The sequence below is a fragment of the Apibacter sp. B3546 genome, assembly GCF_009827885.1.
GTDB lineage: Bacteria > Bacteroidota > Bacteroidia > Flavobacteriales > Weeksellaceae > Apibacter.
The window spans coordinates 45,919-70,493 of sequence record NZ_WINW01000004.1 but is presented as its reverse complement, the minus strand read 5'-3'; the positions used below and the strand labels follow the sequence as shown (position 1 = coordinate 70,493).

The window sequence follows — 24,575 nt, the reverse complement described above, 5'->3', positions numbered from 1 at the left end:
TATAAAAAATTTATTAATTTAATAGATTGATATATTAATAATTTGATCTAAACACTTAACTTTAAAAAAAGTCTCAGCCCTTTATATTTTTTATAAATCTTAATTATTTTTAATCAAAAATTCATAAATAAAACTATAAATCTATTTTTTTTAATTAATGATATAAAATATTGATTATTGTTGTTATAATGATAAATAAAATATATTTATTATAATTCAATATGTTTTAAATTTATTTTAGTTTAATTATTAAATATAAACATAGTATATATAATAAGGATATTGATTATTATTTAATTATATTTTTGAAATTTTCAATTTAAATGTAAAATAATTTATTAATGAATTAATATTATTTTATATTTGTATAATATATACTATTTATTATTTTATATAAATATAAACAATTTGTTTATATTTCATGTATTTTTATTTAAATTAGATATTATTAATTAAATATAATTATTTATGAATAGATTATTATTAGTTCTTATATTTTATCTGTTTTCATTTTCTCTATGTTTTTCACAATCATTGAATGTTAAGCAATTACCGGAAAAAGAATACCAAGCCTTGGTAGATATTTACAACCAATTGAACGGTTCTAATTGGAGTGGATCCAATTCATGGAAAAAATGGGATATAACGGAAAATAATTTACATGAAATAAAATGGGATGGAGTAACAGTAGAAAATGGTCATATAACAGAGTTAAGCCTCTATTATTTTTATGATGTAAAAGGCAAACTACCGACAAGCATAAAAAATTTAGAATACTTAAAAATATTAAATTTATCCTCATATTATATACAAAAAGACTTTCAAGGGACCANATTGGAATGTATTATCCGGATTAAAAAATTTAGAAGTTTTATATCTGTATGGGAATAAAATAAAAGGATCATTACCGGAGAGTTGGGGAGAATTAAAGAAATTAAAGCATTTAGAAGTAAGGTATAACTCAATAAATCAATTACATTCCACCATAGGAAATATGGAAAATTTAATAAGATTAGAATTAGATGGAAATCAAATACNAAGAATTACCCCCATCAATTTCTAAATGTAAGTTGGAATATTTAGATCTTTCATATAATAAATTCAAAAAAGTACCCAAAGAACTGGAAGAGATTAAAAGCTTAAAGACAGTAAAATTATATAGTAATCAAATTTCAACCATAGAAGTTTTTTTACCTTATAGCATAACGGATTACGATTTAAGTAAACAAACCATTACTTTACCTCTAATCACATATAAAGGAGAAGATATAGAAATAAGCTTACCCCAACTATTTTTATATAATAGAACCAAAAATGATTTCAGTCAAAAACCATTACTTCGTATTTATTTAAGAGGTAGTCAAATAGGAGAATACTTGCCGGTATCAGAAAAAGGAATAGTAACTATACCCAAAGAATTATTATCANCAATTAAAAAAGGAGATGATCTCTATTTATATCAAGAAACGTATACACAAAATAATACTTATTTGGGAGACAATTATCTACGATTTTCCCAAGTAAATATAGAATTACCGAAAGTACCGGAAAAAGAATACCAAGCCTTAGTAGATATTTATAACCAGCTTAATGGAGCGAACTGGAAAGGATATTATTCTAGTTGGAAAAAATGGGATATAACGGAGAATAATTTACATGAAGTAAAATGGGATGGCATAACAGTAGAGAATGGACATGTCACCGGACTTAGTTTATATTATTTTTATAATGTAAAAGGCAAACTGCCGGAAAGTATAAAAAATTTGGAGTACTTAAACTATTTAAGTTTATCCTCTTATCGAGTTGAAAAAGATTTTCAGGGGACGGATTGGAGTATTTTATCGGGATTAAAGAATTTAGAAAGCTTATACTTATATGGAAGCAAAATAGGGGGGCCAATCCCGGAAAGTTGGGGAGAGTTACAGAAATTAAAATATCTGGATGTAGGTAAATCAATGGTAACCCAATTAAACACAACCATAGGAAATATGACGAGTTTAATAAAATTAGAAGCCAATGAAAATCAACTCACAGACCTACCAAAATCATTAATTCAAAATCATTGGGCAATTTCAAATATAAATTTTAAAAATCAAACTATTAAAATTTCAGAATTAGAAACGGGCACTAATGAATTGATTATCCAACTTCCGCAAATTTGTGTTTTCTCCATAAACAACGGATCTTCAAACCTTAATGGAAAATATATTTTTAATATATATATTAATAATGTAAGAAAGGGATCAACATATTCTAATAACGGAATGTTATATTTTAAGGATATAGCTTCGTGGGGAGTAAAATATGGAGATAAGGTAAGAATTGAACAAACGGAAGGATATGCACAAGGCACAAACATATATTATGATAAATTAACTTTCGGTAGACAGGTGGAAGCTACTGAATTTGAAATTTTAAAAAAGTTTCATTCTTCTACACTAGGATTTCTATGGAAAAATAAATGGGATGTGTCGAAAAATAACCTACATATAGAAAATTGGTATGGTGTAGGAATTAAAGATGGACATATAATATCTATTTCTTTACCAAATAATTTGTTGATGGGAACTATTCCTGAGGAAATTTCAGGATTGAAATATCTTGAAGTTCTAAATTTAAACTCAAACGAAATAGAAGGGGAATTACCCATATCATTAGGTAATTTAAAAAAATTAAAGATTTTAAATGTTTTAAGTAATAAAATCTCCGGAAACATTCCTGCCTCATTGTCGGAATCAAAAGAACTAAAAAAATTGATTTTATCTAATAATAATTTTTCCGGGAATATTCCTTCAATAGTGTTAAATGAATTAAAAGAAATAAATGAGCTTGATTTATCGAATAATTCTTTTACCGATATTGATCATCCATTAACTTTTAACAATGCAGATATACGAAATCAAGAGAGCAGCAAAGATGAATATTTAGAATTAAAAGATGATAAAATTATCGTTAAGCTAAATAAAATTAATTTATACGATACTAAAAATTCTGATTTCAAAGCTAAAAATACATTTTACTTACAGGCTAATAATTTAAATATATCCAAAAGTACAGCTAAAGACAGTTTGATCATTTTCTCAGATATAAATATATCAGAAATACCCGATAGTGCTTCTATAGCCATTTGGCAATCAGACGGTTCTGCGTCAGGTTCACATAACCGATATAAAGGCATTGTACGACAATCTACCACTCCGGTCTTTGACGAAGAATATCGAGCTTTGGTGAAGCTATACCAAAAAACAAATGGTGATCAATGGAAAGAAAAATGGGATATTTCATCAAATAATCTACATATACAATCTTGGAAAGGGATAATTCATAATGAAGGACATATCATTGAAATAAATCTTTCCGACAATAATTTAAACGGAATAATTCCGAAAGAAATAGCAGATTTACCTAAACTTAAATCGATAAATCTTTCTTCTAACCGTATAAATGGTATTGAAAAAATAATTCCATCAAATGTTACAGTCATTTTGGATCGTCAAACTATTGATTTAGGAAAATTACCATTATCTGATCAAACTGTGATAAAAGATACAAGCATAAATCGATACGATCATAAATCACATAAATTTATTAATCAAAGTTATTCGATCACTATTGGTGATTTCAGTAAGAATATAACTATACCAGAGAAAGGTATAAAATTAGTAGACTTAATTCAACGATGGAATATTCCAACTAATCAAGAGTTAACCTTAAAACAGATATCAGGCACAACAAAATATAGTAATATAAGCTATATTTTGACATATAAAGACGGAGATTCAAATATGGATGGAGTAGTTAATGTTCTTGACATACAAACAATTTTAAATTATTTGCAATCTATTTATCCTAAATATTTTAATTATTCCGCTTCTGATATAAATAAGGATTCTGATATAAATTTACTGGATGTATTACTATTAGTAAATCAGATTCAGAGTAATACTTTAGAAAAAAATCCTCAAGTTAAAAATGAAGTTACTTCTCGAAACTTGACTAGTAATTTAAGTATTGAAAACAATATTTTATATATAGAAAATTTTGATCAAACGGTTTCAGCTTTTGATATTCGATTAAAAGGAGGATTAAATGAAAATATAATATCCTTACTAAACCCAAAAGATTTTACTTTACATGTTTCTAAGAATCATGAACTAATTAGTATACTATGCTTTAGCACTAAAGATGGACTTAAAGTTGGAAAACATCCCATAGCTCAAATTCCTTCAGGTAGTAAAATTGTATCTGGACTATTGTCCAATGAAAAGGCTGAAGAAATTGTGTTCCAAATTAATGGTAAATTATTAAATATTGAGGATACTAATGAAGCTAATGATTTATCGAATAAAGTAACTAATACACCTAATCCTTTTTCAGAGAAAACTTTTATAAAGTATTATCTTCCGGATAATGCATTAGATGTTCATTTAACTTTATATGATCTTCAAGGAAGGGTAGTAAAGGTTGTAAAAAATTTGCCGGTAAACCAAGGAAATTGTGAGTATACTTTATTTAAAAGCAACCTCACGCCCAGTGTATATATCTATTTTTTAGAACAAAAATTTAGAAATTATAAGAAAACATATAAAAGAAAAATCTTAGTAACCGATTAATAAAAATAATGATTATGAAAATAAAAACGCTATTTAAAATCGTTTTTACATTATGCATAACTATGTTATCTGCTCAGAATAGTTTACAAATTCCGAGTGTATCAGCAAGTATAGGTGAAAAAACGAAAATAAATATAGATTTAACTAATAGTGATCCTATTATTGGTGTAGAATTTACATTAGTTGTTCCGAAAGGTTTAATTGTATATGATAAAGAAAGTATTTTGAAGCAAGATCGTAAAGGAGAAGATCATGTACTATTTACTAATTTGGATAAAGATGGGAATTATCATTTCATGGTATTTTCCTATACTAATAAAGTCTTTAAAGGAAATAGAGGAACTCTTATTGAAATTCCTATTGAAATACCAATTACTTATAAAGATGGACAATCTTTTGATATTTTATTAAAAAATGTTATAGTAAGTTCAACTAAAATTCAGGATGTAGGTTCTAACCATCAAGGAGGAAAATTGCTAATTAAAAAAGATTTTTCTCCCGATTTAGAAGTTTCTGAAGTTACAACTTTAGGGTCAGAAGCTGTACCCGATAAAAAACTAACAGCTTCGTGGAAAGTTAAAAATTTAGGAAAAAAAATTGCCGTAGGAGGTTGGACAGAACAAGTGTATCTTGTTTCAGAGATAAACGATCAAAAATATTTATTAGGTTCAATTTTTTATAAAAATGATTTAAATCAAAATGATAATATTATAAGGCAAGGAGAATTTAAATTACCTAAAATTATCGGGTTTGATGGAAATTGTAAATTAGAAGTAAATATTATCGCTGAATCATCTGTGAAAGAACCTGATTCAGATAAAGATAACAATAAAGCACTTTCTGCTAATTCAATATTTTTAAATAAAGTATTATTTATTGAAACTGATAAAAATAAAATTCTTGAAAATTCTGAAGATAAAATTAAAATATTGTTAAACCGAAGCGGAGATATATCAAAAGATCAAACTTTTACTATTCAAAGCTCTATAGAAAATCAGTTTGCACTTCCGGAATCCGTTACCATTAAAAATGGAGCATCTACAGCAGTTATTTATGCGAAACCCATAGATAATACGAATATTGACGGTGATAGAACAGTAAGGATTACATTTTCAGGGAATGATTATAAAGAGACTTTTTTTGATATAACAATTATAGATGATGAAATACCATCATTTAATATAACTGCTTCTTCTACTAATTTAAATCCGGGAGATAAAAGTAAAATTACCTTGCATTTTATGCAAGTTCCTTCTACTGATATTAAAATTAATTTAGAAACAGATTACAATAAACGATTAAAAATCCCCGATGAACTGTTGGTAAAAGCAGGAATGAAAGAAGTTTCATTTGATGTTGAAGCAATTGAAACCAAAGTTCCAGAAGCCGAACTTTCAGCTAAAATCACAGCCCGTGCAGTTGGTTATAAACAAGAGAGTATTGACATAAAATTAAATAAAGCTAACATCCCTTCCTTTGAATTTATCATATCTCCTACAACAATTTCTGAAGGAGATGGGACTTACGCAACTACAGCAATTATTAGAAGGTTAGATAATACGGAAAGTAATGCTACCCTTCTGTTAAAAACGGATATTGCGGATGCTTTACTTATTCCTTCAAAACTAGTTTTTACACCCGGACAAACTCAAAAGAAATTTTCAATAGGAGTAGTAGATAATTCTATAGTTGACAGTACCAGAGTAGTTACCGTTACTGCATCCCTATATATTCCAGGTTGTGGATGTAGTGGTGCATCTAGTGGAATATCGGGGACAGAATATAAAAGTAAAGTAACAATTTTAGATAATGATGGCTTATCCTTAACAGTTAAAGCAAATCCATCTACAGTAAAAGCAGGAATTAAAAAAGCAGCAAAAATTATTATATCTCGAAATACGGTAAGAAATGAAGATCTTACTAAATCACTTTTAGTAAAACTTTCATCCGATTCGCCAACAATTTTGGAAATTCCACAAACGGTTGAGATACCTTCAGGAAAACAATCTGTTGAAGTAACAATTAATACATTAATTGACCCAACGATTAAAGGAGATCAAACGATTAGGATACAGGCAGAAGCGCAGGATTATAATTCCGGGTTCGGTTGGATATTAGTTACCGATCAAAATAAGCCTGATGCAATTATAAACTCAATTATTGCCCCGGAAACAGTAGAGGGAGGGCAAGTTACAGAGATATCAATCGAAATTAAAAATCAAGGATTTTCTGTGCTTCCTAAAGGAATGAAAATAGAATACTATTTATCAACAAATACATCGATAAAAGATTTAAAACCTTTTGATGAGGCGGTAATTGAAAATGAAATCAATCCCGGTAAAAGTATAGATTTTAAACATACAATTCAATTACCGGATCGGGCAGGTTCTTTTAACTTAGTGGCAGTTCTAAACTCAGATAAGAATATAGAAGAATTAACATATACTAATAATGAATCCTATAAAGAAATAGAGTTAAAACCTTCTTATACAGCGGATATACAGGTTGATAGAAAAGTTTATAAACCGGGGGAAATCATAACCATGAAAGGTTCGGCAAAATATATTAATGGAAGTTTAGCCGCTAATAAGCCTGTTGAAATAAGCATAAATAACGGAGGTTTTGTAAGATCGTTTACTATAAAAACCAATGCCACAGGAAATTTTGCCTATGATTTTGCTCCTCTCCAAGGAGAAAACGGATTTTATGAAATAGCCGCAGGCTATCCGGGAATGAAAGTTAAGGCACAAGATGATTTCAATTTGTTAGGAGTAGAGTGGGTTAATAAACCGTCGGACTATTTGAAATGGGAGGTCACCGAAGGACAAAGATTGGAAGGAGAGTTTAAATTGAAAAATAATACTCGAACAACACTCACTAATATACAGGTGAAATTGCCTGCTGCTGCTGATTTTAAACTGGAAACTAAATCACTAAATCTAAATGCCGGTGAGGAAGGTGTTTTAAAATACACTTTAATTCCTAATTCAGCATCGTCAGTAAGAAAATATTATGAAATAAGAGCAGAATTTATTTCAGATGAAGGGGCTAAAACTCCTTTTACCTCTTGGTATTATTGTCATACGGAAAAAGCTAAGCTCATAGTAGATCCTGTAACTATAAACACGAGCATGGTCAAGGGAAAATCGAGATTATATGAAGTAAAAGTTGTAAATATAGGTTCAACCGAAGCTAAAAATATAAAAATAGATGTTCCTAAATTGGAATGGTTAAAATTGAAATCTCCTGAGAAAATTGATAAATTAGGAGCCTCAGATACATTAAAAATAGTATTAGAATTAAAACCAACGGATAAGCAACAAATAAATGTACCTTTAAAAGGAAATATAGCTCTTAATTTATCTAATGGTAATGGGATTAGTATTCCTTTTACTATTGAAACTGTTTCAGAAAATAAAGGAACTTTACAAATAGATGTTGTTGATGAGTACACTTACAATACAGAAAAAGCGCCTCATGTGCAAGGAGCTAAAGTGATTGTTCGTCATCCATATACAGGAGTCATAGTTGCACAAGGAATTACCGATAGTACCGGAATATTTTCTGCTGAAAATTTACCTGAAGGTTGGTATTCGGTCTTAGTATCTGCTAATAAGCATGATTCTTATCAAAATAATTTTGAGATAGAACCTGGAAAAACGAATAGAAAATCGGTATTTTTATCTTATCAAGCGGTTTCGTATGAATGGAATGTAAAACCCACGGAAATAGAAGATCAATACGAGATGAATTTAGATGTTACTTTTGAAACCAATGTACCAAAACCCGTTCTAGTTGTTGATATTGATCAATCTATAATAAAATTGGAAACTGGACAAAGTATGATGAGTTACGTAACTGTAACAAATCATGGATTGATCAATGCTTTAGATGCTAAAATATCAATTAGTCAAATCAATGGGTATAAATTAACACCGCTTATAGATAGATTAGATGTTATACAAGCTAAAAGTTCAGTAATTATTCCGGTTTTAATTGAAAAAATTCCGGAGTCTAAATTTAATTTTCTTCCATGTTTTGCTATTTTTGATATAAGGGCTCTTTTCCCATGTGGTCCAAGTTTAGCTGATATAATTGCTTCAGGAAACTTTAAAGTATTTGGAAATTGTGAATCTAAAAATGATCCACCTAAAACTCCAATTAATACTCCTGATGGACCTAATTATCCTAAAGGAAATGGAAATATTGATATTGACCCTTGGTCTATACCCACTTATATTACTAATCTACCTAATATATGTGATAGTGATAAAAGTTGTGTAATTAGCGTTGTGAATACCTTTTTTACATGTGTTGTAGGTACTATTGTAGCTCCGATAACTTGTACTGTATCAATTGCAACTTCAACTGATTTAATAGATTTAAGCCTCGCTGTAGGTGGATGCATAACTTCAGGTAAATTAAGCTGCGCTATTGGAATAGGTTCGACATTAAAAACATGCATTATTGATGAATTATTAAATAAAACCTATTATTATTCCCCTGATTTAGAAAAATTGACATTTTTTTATAAAGATTTTGAAGCTTTCGATAAAGCTGATAAAGCTCAGGATAAAAGAATAAAAGAAATTTTTAATGAAGAAAATTGGAGAGATAATTATGATTTTAAACAATTATTATTGGAAGTAGCTAATTTTCTTGATAATGATAAGAAATTTAGTATTAATGATATTGCAAGAATTAAATCAAATCTAATTAATACATATTTTACAGATATTTATATAGATAAATTTTGTGATAGATGGAATTCTTCTATAGATGCTTGGAATATAGGAATTTTATCTCCAAATAAAGAGTATCCAAATATAATAAGTAAAGACAGTTTAGTTCAATATAAACTTGAAATAGAAAATTTTAATAAATATGTAAACAACAGAGGTTATAATTCAGCAGAAAAAATGCTTCAAGATGACTTAGATTTTTTTGAAGAATTAAATAATGAATTACAAGAATCAAATAAATCATCAGTATGCGCAACAATCAGTGTTCGTTTTTCGCAAAAAATGACCATGACCCGAGAAGCATTTGAAGGAACTTTAGAAATAAATAACAGTTCTTCTAAAGAAATAAAAAATATCAATTTAAATTTGGTAATCACTGATGAAAATAACAAAGATGTAACTCATTTATTCCAAATTAATAAGGACGAATTTTTAAACGGATCCGGAATAGTAGGAGCTAATTCAAATGGTATAGGAACAGTTATCTATATTCCGACCAAAGAAGCAGCGCCTACCGTATCAAAATCATATTCGTTTGGTGGAACCTTATCTTATTTGGATCCGGAAACCGGAGAAAAAGTATCAGCAAAATTATTTCCGGTAACCTTAGAGGTAAATCCAAGTCCCGACTTAGTATTGCATTATTTTATGCAACGAGATATTATAGGAGACGATCCATTAACGGAAAAAGTAGAGCCAATGGTGCCGGCAGAAATGTCTTTATTAATTAAAAATGAAGGGTATGGAACCGCAAAAAATGTTCAAGTACAATCCATGCAACCGGAAATAATCGAAAATAGAAAAGGTTTATTGATTGATTTTGAAATGATCGGCAGTAGAATGAACAATCAACCGAAGCAATTAGGATTGTTAAATATCGATTTCGGTTCAATTGCGCCGCAAAAAGCTATGGTTGGTCAGTGGTGGTTTACCAGCACTTTATTAGGACATTTTGTAAAATACGATATTAAGGTAAAACATTTAAATAGTTATGGAAATAAAGATTTAAGTTTGATCAAGGAATACCATATACATGAATTAATTAAAAGTGTAAAAGCATACGGCAAAGGTCAAGATGATATTTCTGATTTCTTGGTAAATGATATTCCAGATTTAAATGATACGCCGGATATGATTTATTATTCTAACGGTGAAAGTGAGGAAGTATCTCAAGTTTCTGCCGCTAAAGTAACTAACGAAATATCACCATCGCAAGTTACTACACAGTTAAGCATTACACCTTCTTTCATAGGTTGGAATTATGGAAATATTACCGATCCGGGTAAAGATTTGTATAAGTTAATTAAAGTTATTCGTAATTCAGATAATTTAGAATTACCTATTGAAAATTTCTGGCAAACTTTTGTAACCTTAAGAGATGGAAAAGATCCTAAATATGAAAATAAGCTTCATTTCGTAGATAAAGTAGAGGGAACCACTACCTATACACTATATTATACGCCCATAGACACGAATGTTCCGAAAGTAGTGTCCTTTGCGAATATTCTTGAGCAAACCACTACACAACCGGTTGAATATGTGGAAGTACATTTTAACAAACCTATACAGAAACAAACATTTAGCTATAAGAATCTACGTCTGATACATCAAGGAGCAGAAATTAAATTATCACAAGATAATGTTAAAATAGGTATAAGTAATGATTCTGTATTTGTTGTGGATTTAAAAGCATTAACTCGTTCTTCAGGATATTATGAATTAACGGTTCAATGTGCGGGAATTAAAGATCTTAAAGGAAATGAAGGAAAAGAAGGAAAATCAGTTTCTTGGACTCAGGTCATCGGAGAATTGGGAATTATGCAGTTTACCTCAGATCAACTTAATTCACAACCTTTAAACAGTATAGAAATTATTTTCAATAAAAAAATAGCTTCGACGCAATTTAATAAAGAAAAAATTTCTTTAAATGGAAAACCTTTGGAAAACATTACAATAACTAATGTAGCCGGAGGTATAAAATATACATTGAGCGGTTTGAATGAATATAATGTCGAAAACGGTAATTATGAATTAGAGGTAAATTTACCGGAAATGGTAGCAGAAGACGGATCAAAAGGTTTGATAGTACAAAAATTCTCATGGAAAGTAGATAAAAATCTTCCGGAAGTTGATCAATTTGAGCTTCAATATCAAGGTGCTGTACATGCGCAAAATGTAACGGATGTTCTTATAACCCTTAACAAACCGATCACTTCTGAATTTTTGCCTGAATGGGTTCAGTTAATTAAAGGAACTGAAAATCAAAAAGCTTTAATTACGGTAATCAAACAAGATGAATTACATTATTTAGTTTCAGAATTAGGTAACTATACTCAGTCAGAAGGATCTTATAAGCTACTAGTAAATCAAGAAGGATTTATAGATGAATTTGGAAATTATGGTACCGGTTCTGTAAATAAAAATTGGACGGTTCGTTTCGAAAAGCCTCTGTCAGTAATTAATATGCACTTAACACCCGATAGAGGTATTTCATCAACAGATAATATCACTTCCGGAGATGATGTTATGTTGCAGATGGAAACCGTTGAAGATCATAGAAAAGTTATTATATATATGGTTACTATATCCGATGAAACCATAATTCAAGAAATAGTTCAAGATAATAAAGGAATGATAGAGATACCCGTAGGTAACTTTAAAGGCAAAAATAAATTTAAAGCGATAGTTTACGACTCATATGGAAATGCTAGTAGTCCTGTAGTATTAGATACTTACATTGACGGAAACGAACTTTCAGCTAATTTCTTGCAAATTACAAAAAGAACAGTTTCATGTTCAGAGATAGAACATATCAAATTAAATTTTACTGAAGATATAGTAAAATCGGATTTAAATGTTGATGCTTTAGTGATCGAATCAGCAGGGATAAAAATATCAGGTAAAGATTTAAAAATAAATTCAATATCTGATAGAGAGTTTGAAATTTCGAATTTGGAAAGTCTAAAAAATAACGGTGATATAAGTTTAGGCGTTAATTTGAATTATCTCCATAAAAAAATTAGCGGATTGCAAGGAAACGGTATAGCATCTATACAATTAGGTGAAATCCAATACTTTGAATCGGAAATTTCCGGTTCTGAAACCTCAACAGTCAATGCGGTTGAAAACTATGTAGCCGCTTCAAACATGAATTCATATAAATGGACAGTTACCGGAGGTGAGATTATTAATGAAAATAAAAACGTACTATCAGTAAAATGGAAGGAAAAAGGAGATCAAACTATTACGTTGGAATATCAAACACCAACATTCTGCAACAAGTCAACATCAATAAAAGTAAAAGTAGATAATTCTTTATCCATTGATGAAATTGAAATAACTGATACTAAAACGTTAAAATTAGTACCGGTTCCTAATAAAGGAATTTTTACCTTGTTGATGAAAGGTAAAGAAGGAAATTTCAATTTGTCAATTTATGATTTAAGCGGACGAAAAATTTATAGTGAAGAAAAAATAAAAGTAACTGATAACTTTAAGAAACTAATTAATGTAAGTCCAATTCAGAGTGGAGTATATTATCTGATTTTACATAACAGTAAAGAAGCATATAAACTTAAATTTACAGTAGAATAATTGATTTAATCTCACAAAAAAGCCCTTTTAAAAAAAGGGCTTTTTTTATAGATTATAAATTATAAAAAATTAAACAGAGATAAAATTATGTGAAATATAAAAATGTATACTTATTGTAATGTTTAACATATTTTTTATAAATGTATTTCCAGTACAAATTTTGTATAATAAAACTATAACTTTACCGAATACAATGTATATATTGAGAGGTTTGTAAAATTATTTTGTGATTTACATAAAAAATGACAGAAAGAAAAGTTTCAAAATATTTACCATGGATAGCTGCAATGGCTATATTTATGCAATTTCTGGATTCAACCATATTAAATACAGCCCTTCCTTCCATAGCAAAAGACTTACATAAATCTCCCCTCGAAATGCAATCGGTATTGATAGCTTATGTATTAACGTTAGCATTACTAATTCCTTTAAGTGGTTGGCTTTCAGATAAATTCGGATCTAAAAATATATTTATTTTAGCTATTGCTGTTTTTACCATAGGATCTTTCTTATGTGTAGTTTCCGTATCTCTGAAAATGTTGGTTTGTATGAGAATTGTGCAAGCCATTGGAGGATCTATGATGGTTCCCGTTTCAAGATTAACGTTGATCTATTCCTACCCTAAACATCAACTTTTGAAAGTTATAAATTTTATTACTATTCCCGGATTAATAGGACCGGTTATTGGTCCAACTTTAGGAGGCTGGTTGGTTGAAATTGCTAGTTGGCATTGGATATTTTTAATTAATATCCCTATAGGTATCATAGGAATTTTGGTTGCCTGGAAAGCCTTTCCAAACTATAAAAAAAATACAGGCAAATTTGATTTTTTCGGATTTATTTTATTCAGTTTAGGTTTAGTATTGCTTTCGTTAAGTTTAGAATTTGCCGGAGAAGGAATGACCGATATAATTAATGTTTTGATTTTATTACTCGTCGGTATTAGCTTATTAAGTGTATATGTGATGTATTCAAAAAAAATAGTTCGGCCTATTATCGATTTAAACTTATTTAAAATAAGGACGTTAAAAATTGGAATCATAGGAAATTTGATCACTCGATTAGGTATTGGAGGCGTTCCGTTGATGCTTCCACTTATGTTGCAAGTCGGGTTCGGTAAATCTCCTACTGTATCAGGAATGATGCTTATATTTTCTGCTATTTCAACCATTTTTGCTAAATCTTGGGTAATCCCGTTGGTAAAGAAATTTGGTTATAGAAATTTATTAATTTCGAATACGATAATTTTAGGTTTATCGATTTCATTATTTTCATTTCCGGATAAAAATACTTCATTGTTTTGGTTGATTCCTATTTTAGTTTTATATGGCTTTTTTAATTCTATTCAAATGACCTCAATGAATAGCATTTCTCTGGCTGATTTAACACCCGCTAATGCAAGTGGAGGTAATACGATACTTTCAGTTACACAACAGCTATCCGTGAGTTTTGGAATATCCTTAAGTTCTCTAATTTTAAGGGGATTCAATCAATCAGAAATATTTAACGAAGTAAGTTCAAGCTTTAAAGCAACCCTATTCATTTTGGGTATTATAACCATACTTTCATCCTTTACATTTAAATATCTAAATCCCGAAGATGGAGCAGAGATGTCAGGAATAAAAAAATTTAAGTAACTGAACAGTAAAAATTAAAAAATAATTATTCATTTTATTTTTTATTACATTATTTAATATTGTAATAAAATAATAAAATTTTATATTATTATTAATATAGGTTAAATAAATATAATTCATGATAGGATTAATATTTAAATTTTTTTGATATTTATGGATGCAAATGTTTTATATACCCAACTTTTAGCTTAATTTGTTTTTTTTAAAAAACCATGATTATATAAAAATAGGCATAAATATATAAGGTAAATTTGAGGTTATACATATTTGTGTATTTTTGCATTAATAAACATTTTTATATGAAAAAAGTATTTTTAGGTGTAATGGTATGTATACCTATTTTTTTTATGGCACAAAAAAAAACAATTTATTCGCAAAGTGGAATGAGAGTTGATCCCTCCTTAGTCGATGAGAAAGTGGGAGATAGTGTTACTAAAATAAATACCGTTTTTCATTTCAAGAATGATACAAAAAATTACTTCATTAAAATTTTAAATCTAGACGGTAAAACATATGCACAGGGAATAAGTGAGTTTATTAAACTGGATTTTAACAGCAGAAAAGGGGGAGATTTACACCGTAAAGTACAAAAATTAACCAACATCAAGATTGAAGACGGTAATTTTATTTCAGATCAGGTCAAAGCATCTTTTATATTTTTAAAAGAAAAGGATAAATCTCACAACGAAAGTAATTCGAAAATCAAATTAATGGTTTGTACCAAAGATAAAATCGGGAATAGGAATTGTCGTATTAATGATGATGAAGTTATCTTAACCCCCCAAGAATTTCCCGGAAAATATCCACAAACTGCATTTACTCGTTTAGGTATCGAAGATTTGAAAGATAAAAAACCGAAAGAGTTGGAATTGATGAAAAATGAAATTTTTGCCAGGTATGGATATCGTTTTTCAAATTCGGATGATGTAAAATATTTTTACAAACAAGATTGGTATGAACCGATTGTTGATAATAAAAATATTGAATTAAATGATTTGGAATCCGATAATGTAGCTATGATTAATTTATTCAAAAAATTAATTACTTATAAAGATATTAATAAGAAAGCGTACAGTCATATTATTCCCTTAGAAACTACCAGTAACACTTTATATGATCAAAAGGCTCTAAAAAGTATTCAATATATTGTTAAAGATAGTCTTTTCGGTAAAAAATGTAAATTAACAGAATTCAATAAACAGGGTATTGCTTTGTTTCAGCACGATTGTGTGGATAAGAAAGATGTGTATGTAAATTATTTTTATAACGATTTTCTTATACAGCACATAGATGATTTAAATGATACCTTTTATTATTATAATGAAAATGGTTTACCTTATAAATCTGTGAAACTCGACTATGCTAATCAAACTACCGAAGAAGCCTATTTTGATTATGATGCAAATGAGAATATAACTAAAAAGAATATCTATCAAAATAATGATTTTAACAGCTCCGTTTTATATGAATACGATGAGGAAGGAAATCTTAAAAAAGAATATTATAAAGATGATGATGGATCGGAACACATGGTTACAGAATATATTTATGATGACGAAAATTTAATGACGGGATATATTAAGGATAAAGACCTTCATTGTGATTATACCTATAACAAATTTAATGATGTAATTGTGGAAACCAAATGTTATAAAATAGTTGATGATATAGAAAACATCAAACAACGAACGGATGTTAAGGTATTAGTGACTAACAGGGGCAAAGACAATCGATTGCTTTCGGTAATATTTAATGAAAAAGACAGCAGAAATTCATCATTAAATATGATTGAAGTTAAATATAACAACTAGCCGTTTGCTGCTATTTAATTATAAGGTATAATTATACTATTAATTATATCTTATAATTGGCTTTATAAAAATAAAAAGTATCTGATTATTAAACAGCTACTTCTGCTTTAATATGAGGATGAGGATCATAGCCATCAATGGAAAAATCTTCGTATTTAAAGCTAAAAATATCCTTCCTATCAGGATTGAGTTTCAATGTTGGAAGCGGTCGAGGATCACGCGTTAATTGAAGATTTACCTGATCAATATGGTTATTATAAATGTGAACGTCCCCGAAGGTATGTATAAATTCTCCCACCTTTAAATTACATACTTGAGCCACCATATGTAACAGCAAACAATAAGAGGCAATATTAAAAGGCACGCCAAGAAAAACATCTGCACTTCTTTGATACAACTGTAAAGATAACTTTCCGTCAGCCACATAAAATTGAAAAAGTGCATGACAAGGTGCAAGTGCCATTTGAGGGATATCTGCTACATTCCAAGCTGAGACAATAATTCTACGAGAATCCGGATTATTTTTAATTTGATCGATGATTTCCGATATCTGGTCGATATGTTTTCCATTCGGAGCCCCCCAGCTTCTCCATTGATGCCCGTAAACAGGACCTAAATCACCATTTTTATCTGCCCACTCATTCCATATACGAACTTTATGATCGTTTAAATATTTAATATTGGTATCTCCTTTTAAAAACCAAAGTAATTCGTAAATGATGGATCGTAAATGGAGCTTTTTAGTCGTAACAAGAGGAAATCCTTTTTGTAAATCGAATCGCATTTGATATCCGAAAGTACTGATTGTACCCGTTCCGGTTCGATCTTGTTTACGAGTTCCTTTATCTAATATATATTGTAAAAGTTCTAAATAGACCTGCATGAACAATGAATTTTAATTATATTTTTTTTCTTAATCTTGCTACAGGAATATTGAGTTGATCTCTATATTTTGCAATGGTTCTTCTTGCTATATTATATCCTTTATCATTAAGTATTTTCATCAAGTTATCATCGGTAAGAGGTTTTTTAGTGTCTTCATTTTCAATGACTTCTTGTAAGATGGTTTTAATTTCCCGTGTGGAAACTTCATCGCCCTCTGAATTGGTAAGACTTTCAGAAAATAAATCTTTTATAAGCAAAGTTCCGTACGGCGTATTCACATATTTGCTGTTGGCAACCCTTGAGATAGTGGATATATCTAAACCGGTGATTTCGGCAATATCTTTCAAAATCATTGGTTTAATTTGTTCTTCATCTCCCGTCAAAAAATATTCCTTCTGATAATCCATAATTGATTTCATGGTAACATACAAGGTTTGTTGACGTTGTTTAACTGCATCGATAAACCATTTAGCAGAATCTAACTTTTGTTTAACAAACATTACCGCATCTTTTTGCTCTCTCGACTTATGTTCGGTATTTTTATATGTATCCAACATTTCAGAATATTCTCTGGAAATTTTTAATTCAGGAGCATTCCTACCATTGAGCGTCAATTCCAAATCTCCGTTTACAATTCTAATTGTAAAATCAGGAATAATTTGTTCCGTATTTTTTGAATTATTGGTAAAAGCCTTTCCCGGTTTAGGATTCAAGCGTTCAATTTCATTCACCGCGCATTTAAGCTTTTCTTCAGAAATGGAAAATTTTTGCTGTATTTTACTGTAATGCTTTTTTGTAAAAGCATCAAACATTTCATTAATAATCTTGTAAGCCAGTTCCGTGGATTCTGTAGGATTTTTTGCTCTGAGTTGCAATAACAGACATTCTCTGAGGTCTCTGGCTCCAATACCGGTAGGATCTAGTCTTTGAATATAATTAGTTAACAGTTTTTCAATTGTCGGAACATCAGTATAAATCCCTTGAGTAAAAGCCAAATCATCCACGATGGATGATAAATCTCTTCGTAAATAGCCATCATCGTCTAGATTTCCGACAATAAAATCGGCTATTTCTTCTTCATTTTCCGTTAATCTAAATGTGTGTAATTGAGAACATATATGTTCTTGAAATGATTCATATTGAGCATAGGGTAACTCTTTATCATCATCGTCATCGCTGTAATTATTGGATTGTACCCGATAGCTGGGTACTTCATCATCACTTAGATAATCATCGATATTTATATCCGGAGCTTCAATAATCTCATTATCTGCGGAATCATCATATTCTTTTTCGGAATCAAAGGAATCAGCAGAATCATAATAATCTTCATTAGAATTATCTTCCAAGGCAGGATTTTCTTCGATTTCTTGTTTTACTACTTCCTCAAATGCAAGGGTGGGAAGCTGAACTAGTTTCATTAGCTGAATTTGCTGAGGAGATAGTTTTAAAAGTTGTTTTAGTCTTAAATCCTGTTTTAACATAAAATAGTTTCTTTATAAAAGTAGATTAAGTAAGGTTTATAAATTCAAATTTACATTATTAATATGTAAGATACAAATAAAGGCATAATTTTTGTAATGAATTTTTTTTTGCTAAAGTCTTAAATTTTTTAATTTATATTAAATTAAAACTTCACAATATTTTTTTTGGTTGTTTTATTTTTTTTAAAGCAATTTTTACTAGTTATTATATAGTAAACATATAATAAAAATATCGTTATCTAAGAGATGATTTAATTAAATTTTTTAGAAATTGCTTTTCATTTAATGGATTTTAGACTAGTAATGAATATATTTTATTCATCAATTCTTTAAGTAAATAGTAGAAGAGTTAAAAAAATATAAATTTTAAGATGATAATAAATAATAATAAAAAAGATGCTTACATATAATATAAGCATCTTTAAAATAATTATTAATCAATTTTAAAATTCAGCGTTTTTAGGGGTTCTAGGAAAAGGTATAACGTCTCTAATATTACTCATACCTGTAACAAATAAAACGAGGCGTTCTAACCCAAGTCCAAATCCTGAATGAGGCACTGTACCGAATTTACGTGTATCTAAATACCACCATAATTCCTTTTCGTCAACATTCATATCTTTCATTTTTTGTTTTAAAATATCAATTCTTTCTTCTCTTTGTGATCCTCCAATAATTTCACCAATACCCGGAAAGAGAACATCCATAGCACGTACGGTTTTATGATCGTCATTTAAACGCATATAGAAAGCTTTTATTTTTGCCGGATAATCATATAACACTACCGGACTTTTAAAATGTTTTTCAACTAAATATCTTTCATGTTCAGATTGTAAATCTGCTCCCCATTCATCAATAAGATATTTGAATTTTTTCTTTTGATTCGGTTTCGAATGTTTAAGAATATCAATAGCTTCCGTGTAGCTAAGTCTGATAAATTTATTATTTAATACGAAATCTAATTTTTCAAGTAAAGTTTGATCCGATTTTTCTTCTTTCGGTTTTTGTTTTTGCTCTTCTTCAAATCGTTTGTTTAGAAAATCCAAATCTTCTTTACAATTATCAACAGCATATTGGATGCAATATTTTAGAAAATCTTCTGCAAGATCCATATCTTGATCTAAATCATAAAAAGCAACTTCCGGTTCAACCATCCAAAATTCTGCTAAATGTCGAGTAGTATTTGAATTTTCAGCCCGAAAAGTAGGTCCGAATGTATAAACTTTTCCTAGACCCATAGCAGCAGTTTCTGCTTCCAATTGTCCTGAAACGGTCAGATTGGTCTTTTTTCCAAAGAAATCCTGAGAAAAATCTGTGTTTCCCTCGTCATTTTTAGGAAGATTATCTAAATTGAAATTGGTAACGGTAAACATTTCTCCCGCGCCTTCAGCATCTGATCCGGTAATTATAGGAGTATTGATATAGCAAAATCCATTTTTATTAAAATATTGGTGAATGGCAAAACTTAAAGCATTTCTAACCCTCATTACCGCAGCAAAGGTATTGGTGCGAAAACGAAGATGTGCTTGCTCTCTCAATTTTTCCAATGAATGTCTTTTAGGCTGTAAGATAGTTTCCTGAACATCTTCAGGATTAGCATATCCGTAAATTTTTATTGTATTGGCTACGACTTCAATTTCTTGTCCCGCTCCTTTACTTTCAGTAACTTTTCCTTCAACATAAAGAGAAGATGCTGTTGTAATTTGTTTTAAAGTTTCAGTATCAAAATCGTTGTAATTGATTATTATTTGAATATTATTTTGCCCCGAACCATCATTAAGAGCAATAAATTGATTGGAACGAAAAGATCGCACCCATCCTCTAATTACTACTTCTTCCTGTAAAGCTTTTTTTCCTTTAGCTAACAATTCTTTAATACTGTAATCGTTCATTTAATATATTTTAATCGGTAAGCAAATATAAATAAATTTCAACGTATTTTATGGTATTACTCCATCCAAATATACATAAGGTTGACTACTACACTGTTTATTGATAAGTAAATTTAATCGTACTTATATTTATTCATATTTGGTAAAGGATAGTCGCCGAATAGAGGTGCTAATCGAATAGCCGAATAGATCATATTTGAATATTTATTTCCAATGGCTATAATAGTAACTTTCTCATCCACAAGATGAATAAATATGGCATTGCTTCCATGCCACCATCCGGTATGATAGATTAATTTTTTGCCGTTTTTAAATACCATTAATCGCATACCCAATCCGTAGTTTTTAATGTTCGGTATTTCATTACTGTACGGAGTGTACATTTGATCTAATAAGTCTTTACGTAAAAAGTTTGAGGCAAACATGGCCTGACTTAATCGGAACAGATCTTCTGGAGTGGTATAAACGTTTTTATCTCCGTAAACTAAATCCAGGTGATTGAATTTATAGGGTCTGCCGTCAGGATAGTAGGATAGATTAGCTTTTTTTAAATCCTTTTCTTGAAGTATATACGAATGTTTCATTCCCAAAGGGGTAAATATCATTGTATTTATGACTTCCGGAAAAGACATGTTGGTTGTTTTCTCAACGATTAAGGCTAACAGAGCAAAATTAGAATTTGAGTATGAAAAATGAGTATTCGGTTTATATTGTAATAATGGAGTATGAGTTGAAAATAAATCTAAAACATCTTCATTGGACATTTTCTTTCTTTTATCCCAAGTGTTAATCAAATCAACCAAATGAGTATATTCCGGAAGACCGCTTCGATGTGTCAATAAATCATGTATAGTTATATCCGAATAGGGGAAATCGGTAAGTATGGTATTTACTTTCTGATCTAAATTTATCTTGTGCGCTTCAACTAATTTCAATACAGCTAAAGAAGTTAAAATTTTGCTTACAGAAGCCACATGCAGAGAGGTTTGGGGTGATATTAATGTTTTATCTTCCCAATTGGAATATCCATTATATTTTTCTAACAGTATGGTGTTGCCTCTAGCGACTAAAATACCACCGCTTAAATTTTTTGATTTCCAGACATGGGTGAAATATTTATTCAACTGATATACAATGGTATCGTCTTCCGGAGAATAATTATCCTTTTTAGTAAATATAGAATCAAAATTTATATTGTAATATCCGGGAATTGAAGGTTTTTTATTCTGAACACTTTTATTTACTTCGTAATTTGATTTTTTGCAATTGGTAAAGGTTGTATTAAAAAGGCTTATTAATGATATAATATATATAATTTTTTTATACATTTTTTAATGAATGTTTGAATAATTAGTTCTTCTAAAATGATTTTGCAAGTTAAATTTAATAATCTTAATTATTTCTTAAATAAAATATAAAATGTTATAAAATTAAGTTATATTAAATTGGCAATCTAGATACTTTCTGCCAGCATGCAAATATTTCCTTGTAAAGAACGTGTAAAAATTAAATACTTAGTTCCGCCATCAACAAGCTTATATTTTTTCTTAATTTCTTCAGGTTTTAACGGATAATTTCGACTGATTATATTAAATTGTTTATGAATAGTTTTTTTAGGATTAAAATTTTTTTCAATAAGTATAAAAGTACGGCCCGGAAAATTTTCAATTTTGTTTTCTGAAGTGTACATATGGGAATTGGAATGTAACTTATCTATAGAAAATTTAATACCTAATTGTTTAAAGGCTCCTGATTTTAATAGGGATGAATTGGGTATATATAGGTACGATTTCGGAATGGAATAGGAGGGAACTGGAGATATTTTTTCCTCTTGCCAAAAATAACAATAATCAGGCTGTCCTGATTCCAGATTGATACAATGTACATAAGGATTGGATAGGTTTATCTTATACTCAGGATTCAATTGCACTATTAATTCTTTGGTTTCATTTTTAACTGATACAATATAAATTTTTGAAATCGGTAATTGATCAATTGCTCTTTGAAGATCAAGAAGAGGAGAAAGCTTAATAAAAATGGAATTCGAAAATTTAAATAATGTATCTTTTAGGTTTAATATATTGGGGAATAGGTCTTTTAAATCGATTTTTTTATTTTTATTTTCATCACGTCTGGATGGATCTATATAAATAAAATCGAAATGTGTAGAATTAGAAGAAATAAATTCCTCGGCGGTTTTGTTTATAAAGTTCACATTTTTTTTACCAAGTACTGTAAAATTATGTTTTATTATTTCAAGCAAATCGAGATTCGGCTCGACATAATAAAATTCATTGGTTTGTTCCGATAAAAAAAAACTATCAATACCCGTACCGCCTGTTAAATCAATACCGGTTTTACCGTTTATAATTGATTGTTTAAATAATGCCGTACTTTGAGATGAAGCTTGTTCAAGGTTAATATGCGGAGGGTATATGATCTCATTATTCTCATAAAGAAATGGAAATTTTTTTTGAGAAATTTTCTTTCCTTGAATTTGTTGAATTAATTCAAGAGAAGAGATCCCCGTAAAAGGTGATTTTTTAAACCTTAATTCCGATATATTAGAATTTAGGTGGTTGGTTATATATTCTTGGACTTCTTTATGTAGTAAATAAGTATTTATCACAATTCTTGAATGCTATATATTAGTTACAAAATTACATGATTGTAAATAATTTAAATATTGATTTATAAAAAGTACTTTATTTAATTTTAAAAAAGATTTTTTACCAAAAGACATTAAGAGAACCTTTGCAAGATTGAAAGTTTTTTAACTACAAATTTTTTGTAATGGCTTGTACAATTTTAAAACGGTTGAAGAAGCTTTTCATAACGACTCTTAATACCGTATAACCGGGAATTGCGAAAGTAACACCGATAGCACCAAATAAAATACCGAAGATTAGCATAACTAAAAAAATTTCCAATGGATGAGATTTGACACTTTTAGCATAAATTAAAGGTTGAAAAATCGCATTATCAATTAATTGGGCAATTAAATATAAAATACTGATCCAAAATATGGTAGGTATAATTTGACTATTAAAGTCCATACCTAAGGAAAACATACTGCTCATGCTGAGCAAATTGATAATAAAAAAACCAAGCAAAGGTCCTAAATAAGGTATAAGGTTACAAAATGCACAAAACATAGCTATTATTACCATATCTTTAATGTTAAATCCGCCTAAAATAGCTAAGTAAAGTAAAAACATAGAACATATTTGCAAGCACAATCCAAGAAAATACCTAGTTAATAAATCTTTAATATTAGAGAGCACCTGAATGACTTTTTTTATGTCATTGGTTGGAGCAGCACCAATGATCATTCTGTTAAATAAGTCTTTTTCTCTTAAAAAGAAAAAAGTAATAAATGTTACAGAAAATATGGAAATACCTAATTCAGCTAAAATCGAAAATCCACTTTGCAGCGTATCCATATGTATTTTAAAATTAAACTTTGAAGTAAATAATTGTGCATAATTATCTTCAAATAAATAGATATGCTTGCTTCGTAAGGCTTCATCAATTAATTTTACTTGTTCTGTTATTGAATTTTGTAATTTATCTGTATCCAACAAAGATAAATTTCCGGCTTGTTCGATGGCTAAAGGAATTACAAAGCTTAAAAAAGTAAGAAGAGTACCCACCATAATTAATAGAGTGATACAAGCAGAAATGGTATTAGATATTCGAACTTTTTCACTTAGAAAATTCATTAAAGGTCTTCCCATTAAAGAAAAGGCAAATGCAACAAAAATATAGCCTAAGACAAATCGAATTTTCCATAATAAAAAAAATAAAAGAACTGTGAGTGCAATAACGGATACAGCGCTAATTATACCTTTACTAATATCTTTGTAATTCATACATTATAAATATCTTTTACCTTATTAATCTTATTCTTGCTATTT

Annotated in this window: 11 protein-coding genes; 5 read left to right on the top strand and 6 right to left on the bottom strand. The window is 29.2% G+C overall.

Features of this window, described 5'->3' with window-relative positions; all coding sequences use genetic code 11:
* Window positions 1–790 precede the first annotated feature (790 nt).
* From GFU93_RS10185 to GFU93_RS03495, 5 genes are all read left to right on the top strand, one after another.
* A complete protein-coding gene (locus GFU93_RS10185) occupies window positions 791–1,063 on the top strand; it encodes a leucine-rich repeat domain-containing protein (protein WP_160567516.1) in 273 nt (90 codons plus the stop codon).
* Window positions 1,023–4,613 carry a dockerin type I domain-containing protein gene (locus tag GFU93_RS03510; protein ID WP_160567320.1) on the top strand — a complete coding sequence of 1,197 codons (3,591 nt, stop codon included), beginning with the start codon at window positions 1,023–1,025 and terminating at the stop codon, window positions 4,611–4,613. The genes GFU93_RS10185 and GFU93_RS03510 overlap by 41 nt, the downstream gene beginning before the upstream one ends.
* 14 nt (window positions 4,614–4,627) lie before the next feature.
* Window positions 4,628–12,949, top strand: coding sequence for a CARDB domain-containing protein (locus GFU93_RS03505; RefSeq protein ID WP_160567318.1), 8,322 nt, complete (start codon window positions 4,628–4,630; stop codon window positions 12,947–12,949).
* A 242-nt stretch (window positions 12,950–13,191) separates the two neighbouring features.
* Window positions 13,192–14,586, top strand: a complete 1,395-nt coding sequence (locus GFU93_RS03500) for a DHA2 family efflux MFS transporter permease subunit (RefSeq protein ID WP_160567316.1) — start codon at window positions 13,192–13,194, stop codon at window positions 14,584–14,586.
* A 299-nt stretch (window positions 14,587–14,885) separates the two neighbouring features.
* Window positions 14,886–16,397 (top strand): YARHG domain-containing protein, encoded by a 1,512-nt coding sequence (locus GFU93_RS03495; protein ID WP_160567314.1) that lies wholly within the window; start codon window positions 14,886–14,888, stop codon window positions 16,395–16,397.
* Between the two features lie 88 nt (window positions 16,398–16,485).
* On the opposite strand, the gene GFU93_RS03490 is transcribed toward GFU93_RS03495, so the two are convergent.
* The 6 genes from GFU93_RS03490 to GFU93_RS03465 form a co-directional block, all read right to left on the bottom strand.
* Window positions 16,486–17,280, bottom strand: a complete 795-nt coding sequence (locus GFU93_RS03490) for a thymidylate synthase (protein ID WP_160567312.1) — start codon at window positions 17,278–17,280, stop codon at window positions 16,486–16,488.
* Window positions 17,281–17,296: 16 nt separating this feature from the next.
* Window positions 17,297–18,766, bottom strand: coding sequence for an RNA polymerase factor sigma-54 (rpoN, locus tag GFU93_RS03485; protein ID WP_105297491.1), 1,470 nt, complete (start codon window positions 18,764–18,766; stop codon window positions 17,297–17,299).
* Window positions 18,767–19,209: 443 nt separating this feature from the next.
* On the bottom strand, window positions 19,210–20,658 hold the full coding sequence (asnS, locus tag GFU93_RS03480) for an asparagine--tRNA ligase (protein ID WP_160567310.1): 1,449 nt from the start codon (window positions 20,656–20,658) through the stop codon (window positions 19,210–19,212).
* A 113-nt stretch (window positions 20,659–20,771) separates the two neighbouring features.
* Window positions 20,772–21,986: a serine hydrolase gene (locus GFU93_RS03475; RefSeq protein ID WP_160567308.1), complete on the bottom strand. Its 1,215-nt coding sequence runs from the start codon at window positions 21,984–21,986 to the stop codon at window positions 20,772–20,774.
* Between the two features lie 125 nt (window positions 21,987–22,111).
* On the bottom strand, window positions 22,112–23,287 hold the full coding sequence (locus tag GFU93_RS10180; RefSeq protein WP_160567306.1) for a class I SAM-dependent methyltransferase: 1,176 nt from the start codon (window positions 23,285–23,287) through the stop codon (window positions 22,112–22,114).
* Window positions 23,288–23,435: 148 nt separating this feature from the next.
* Complete coding sequence (locus GFU93_RS03465) at window positions 23,436–24,530, bottom strand: AI-2E family transporter (protein ID WP_160567304.1); 1,095 nt, start codon at window positions 24,528–24,530, stop codon at window positions 23,436–23,438.
* Window positions 24,531–24,575: the final 45 nt, after the last annotated feature.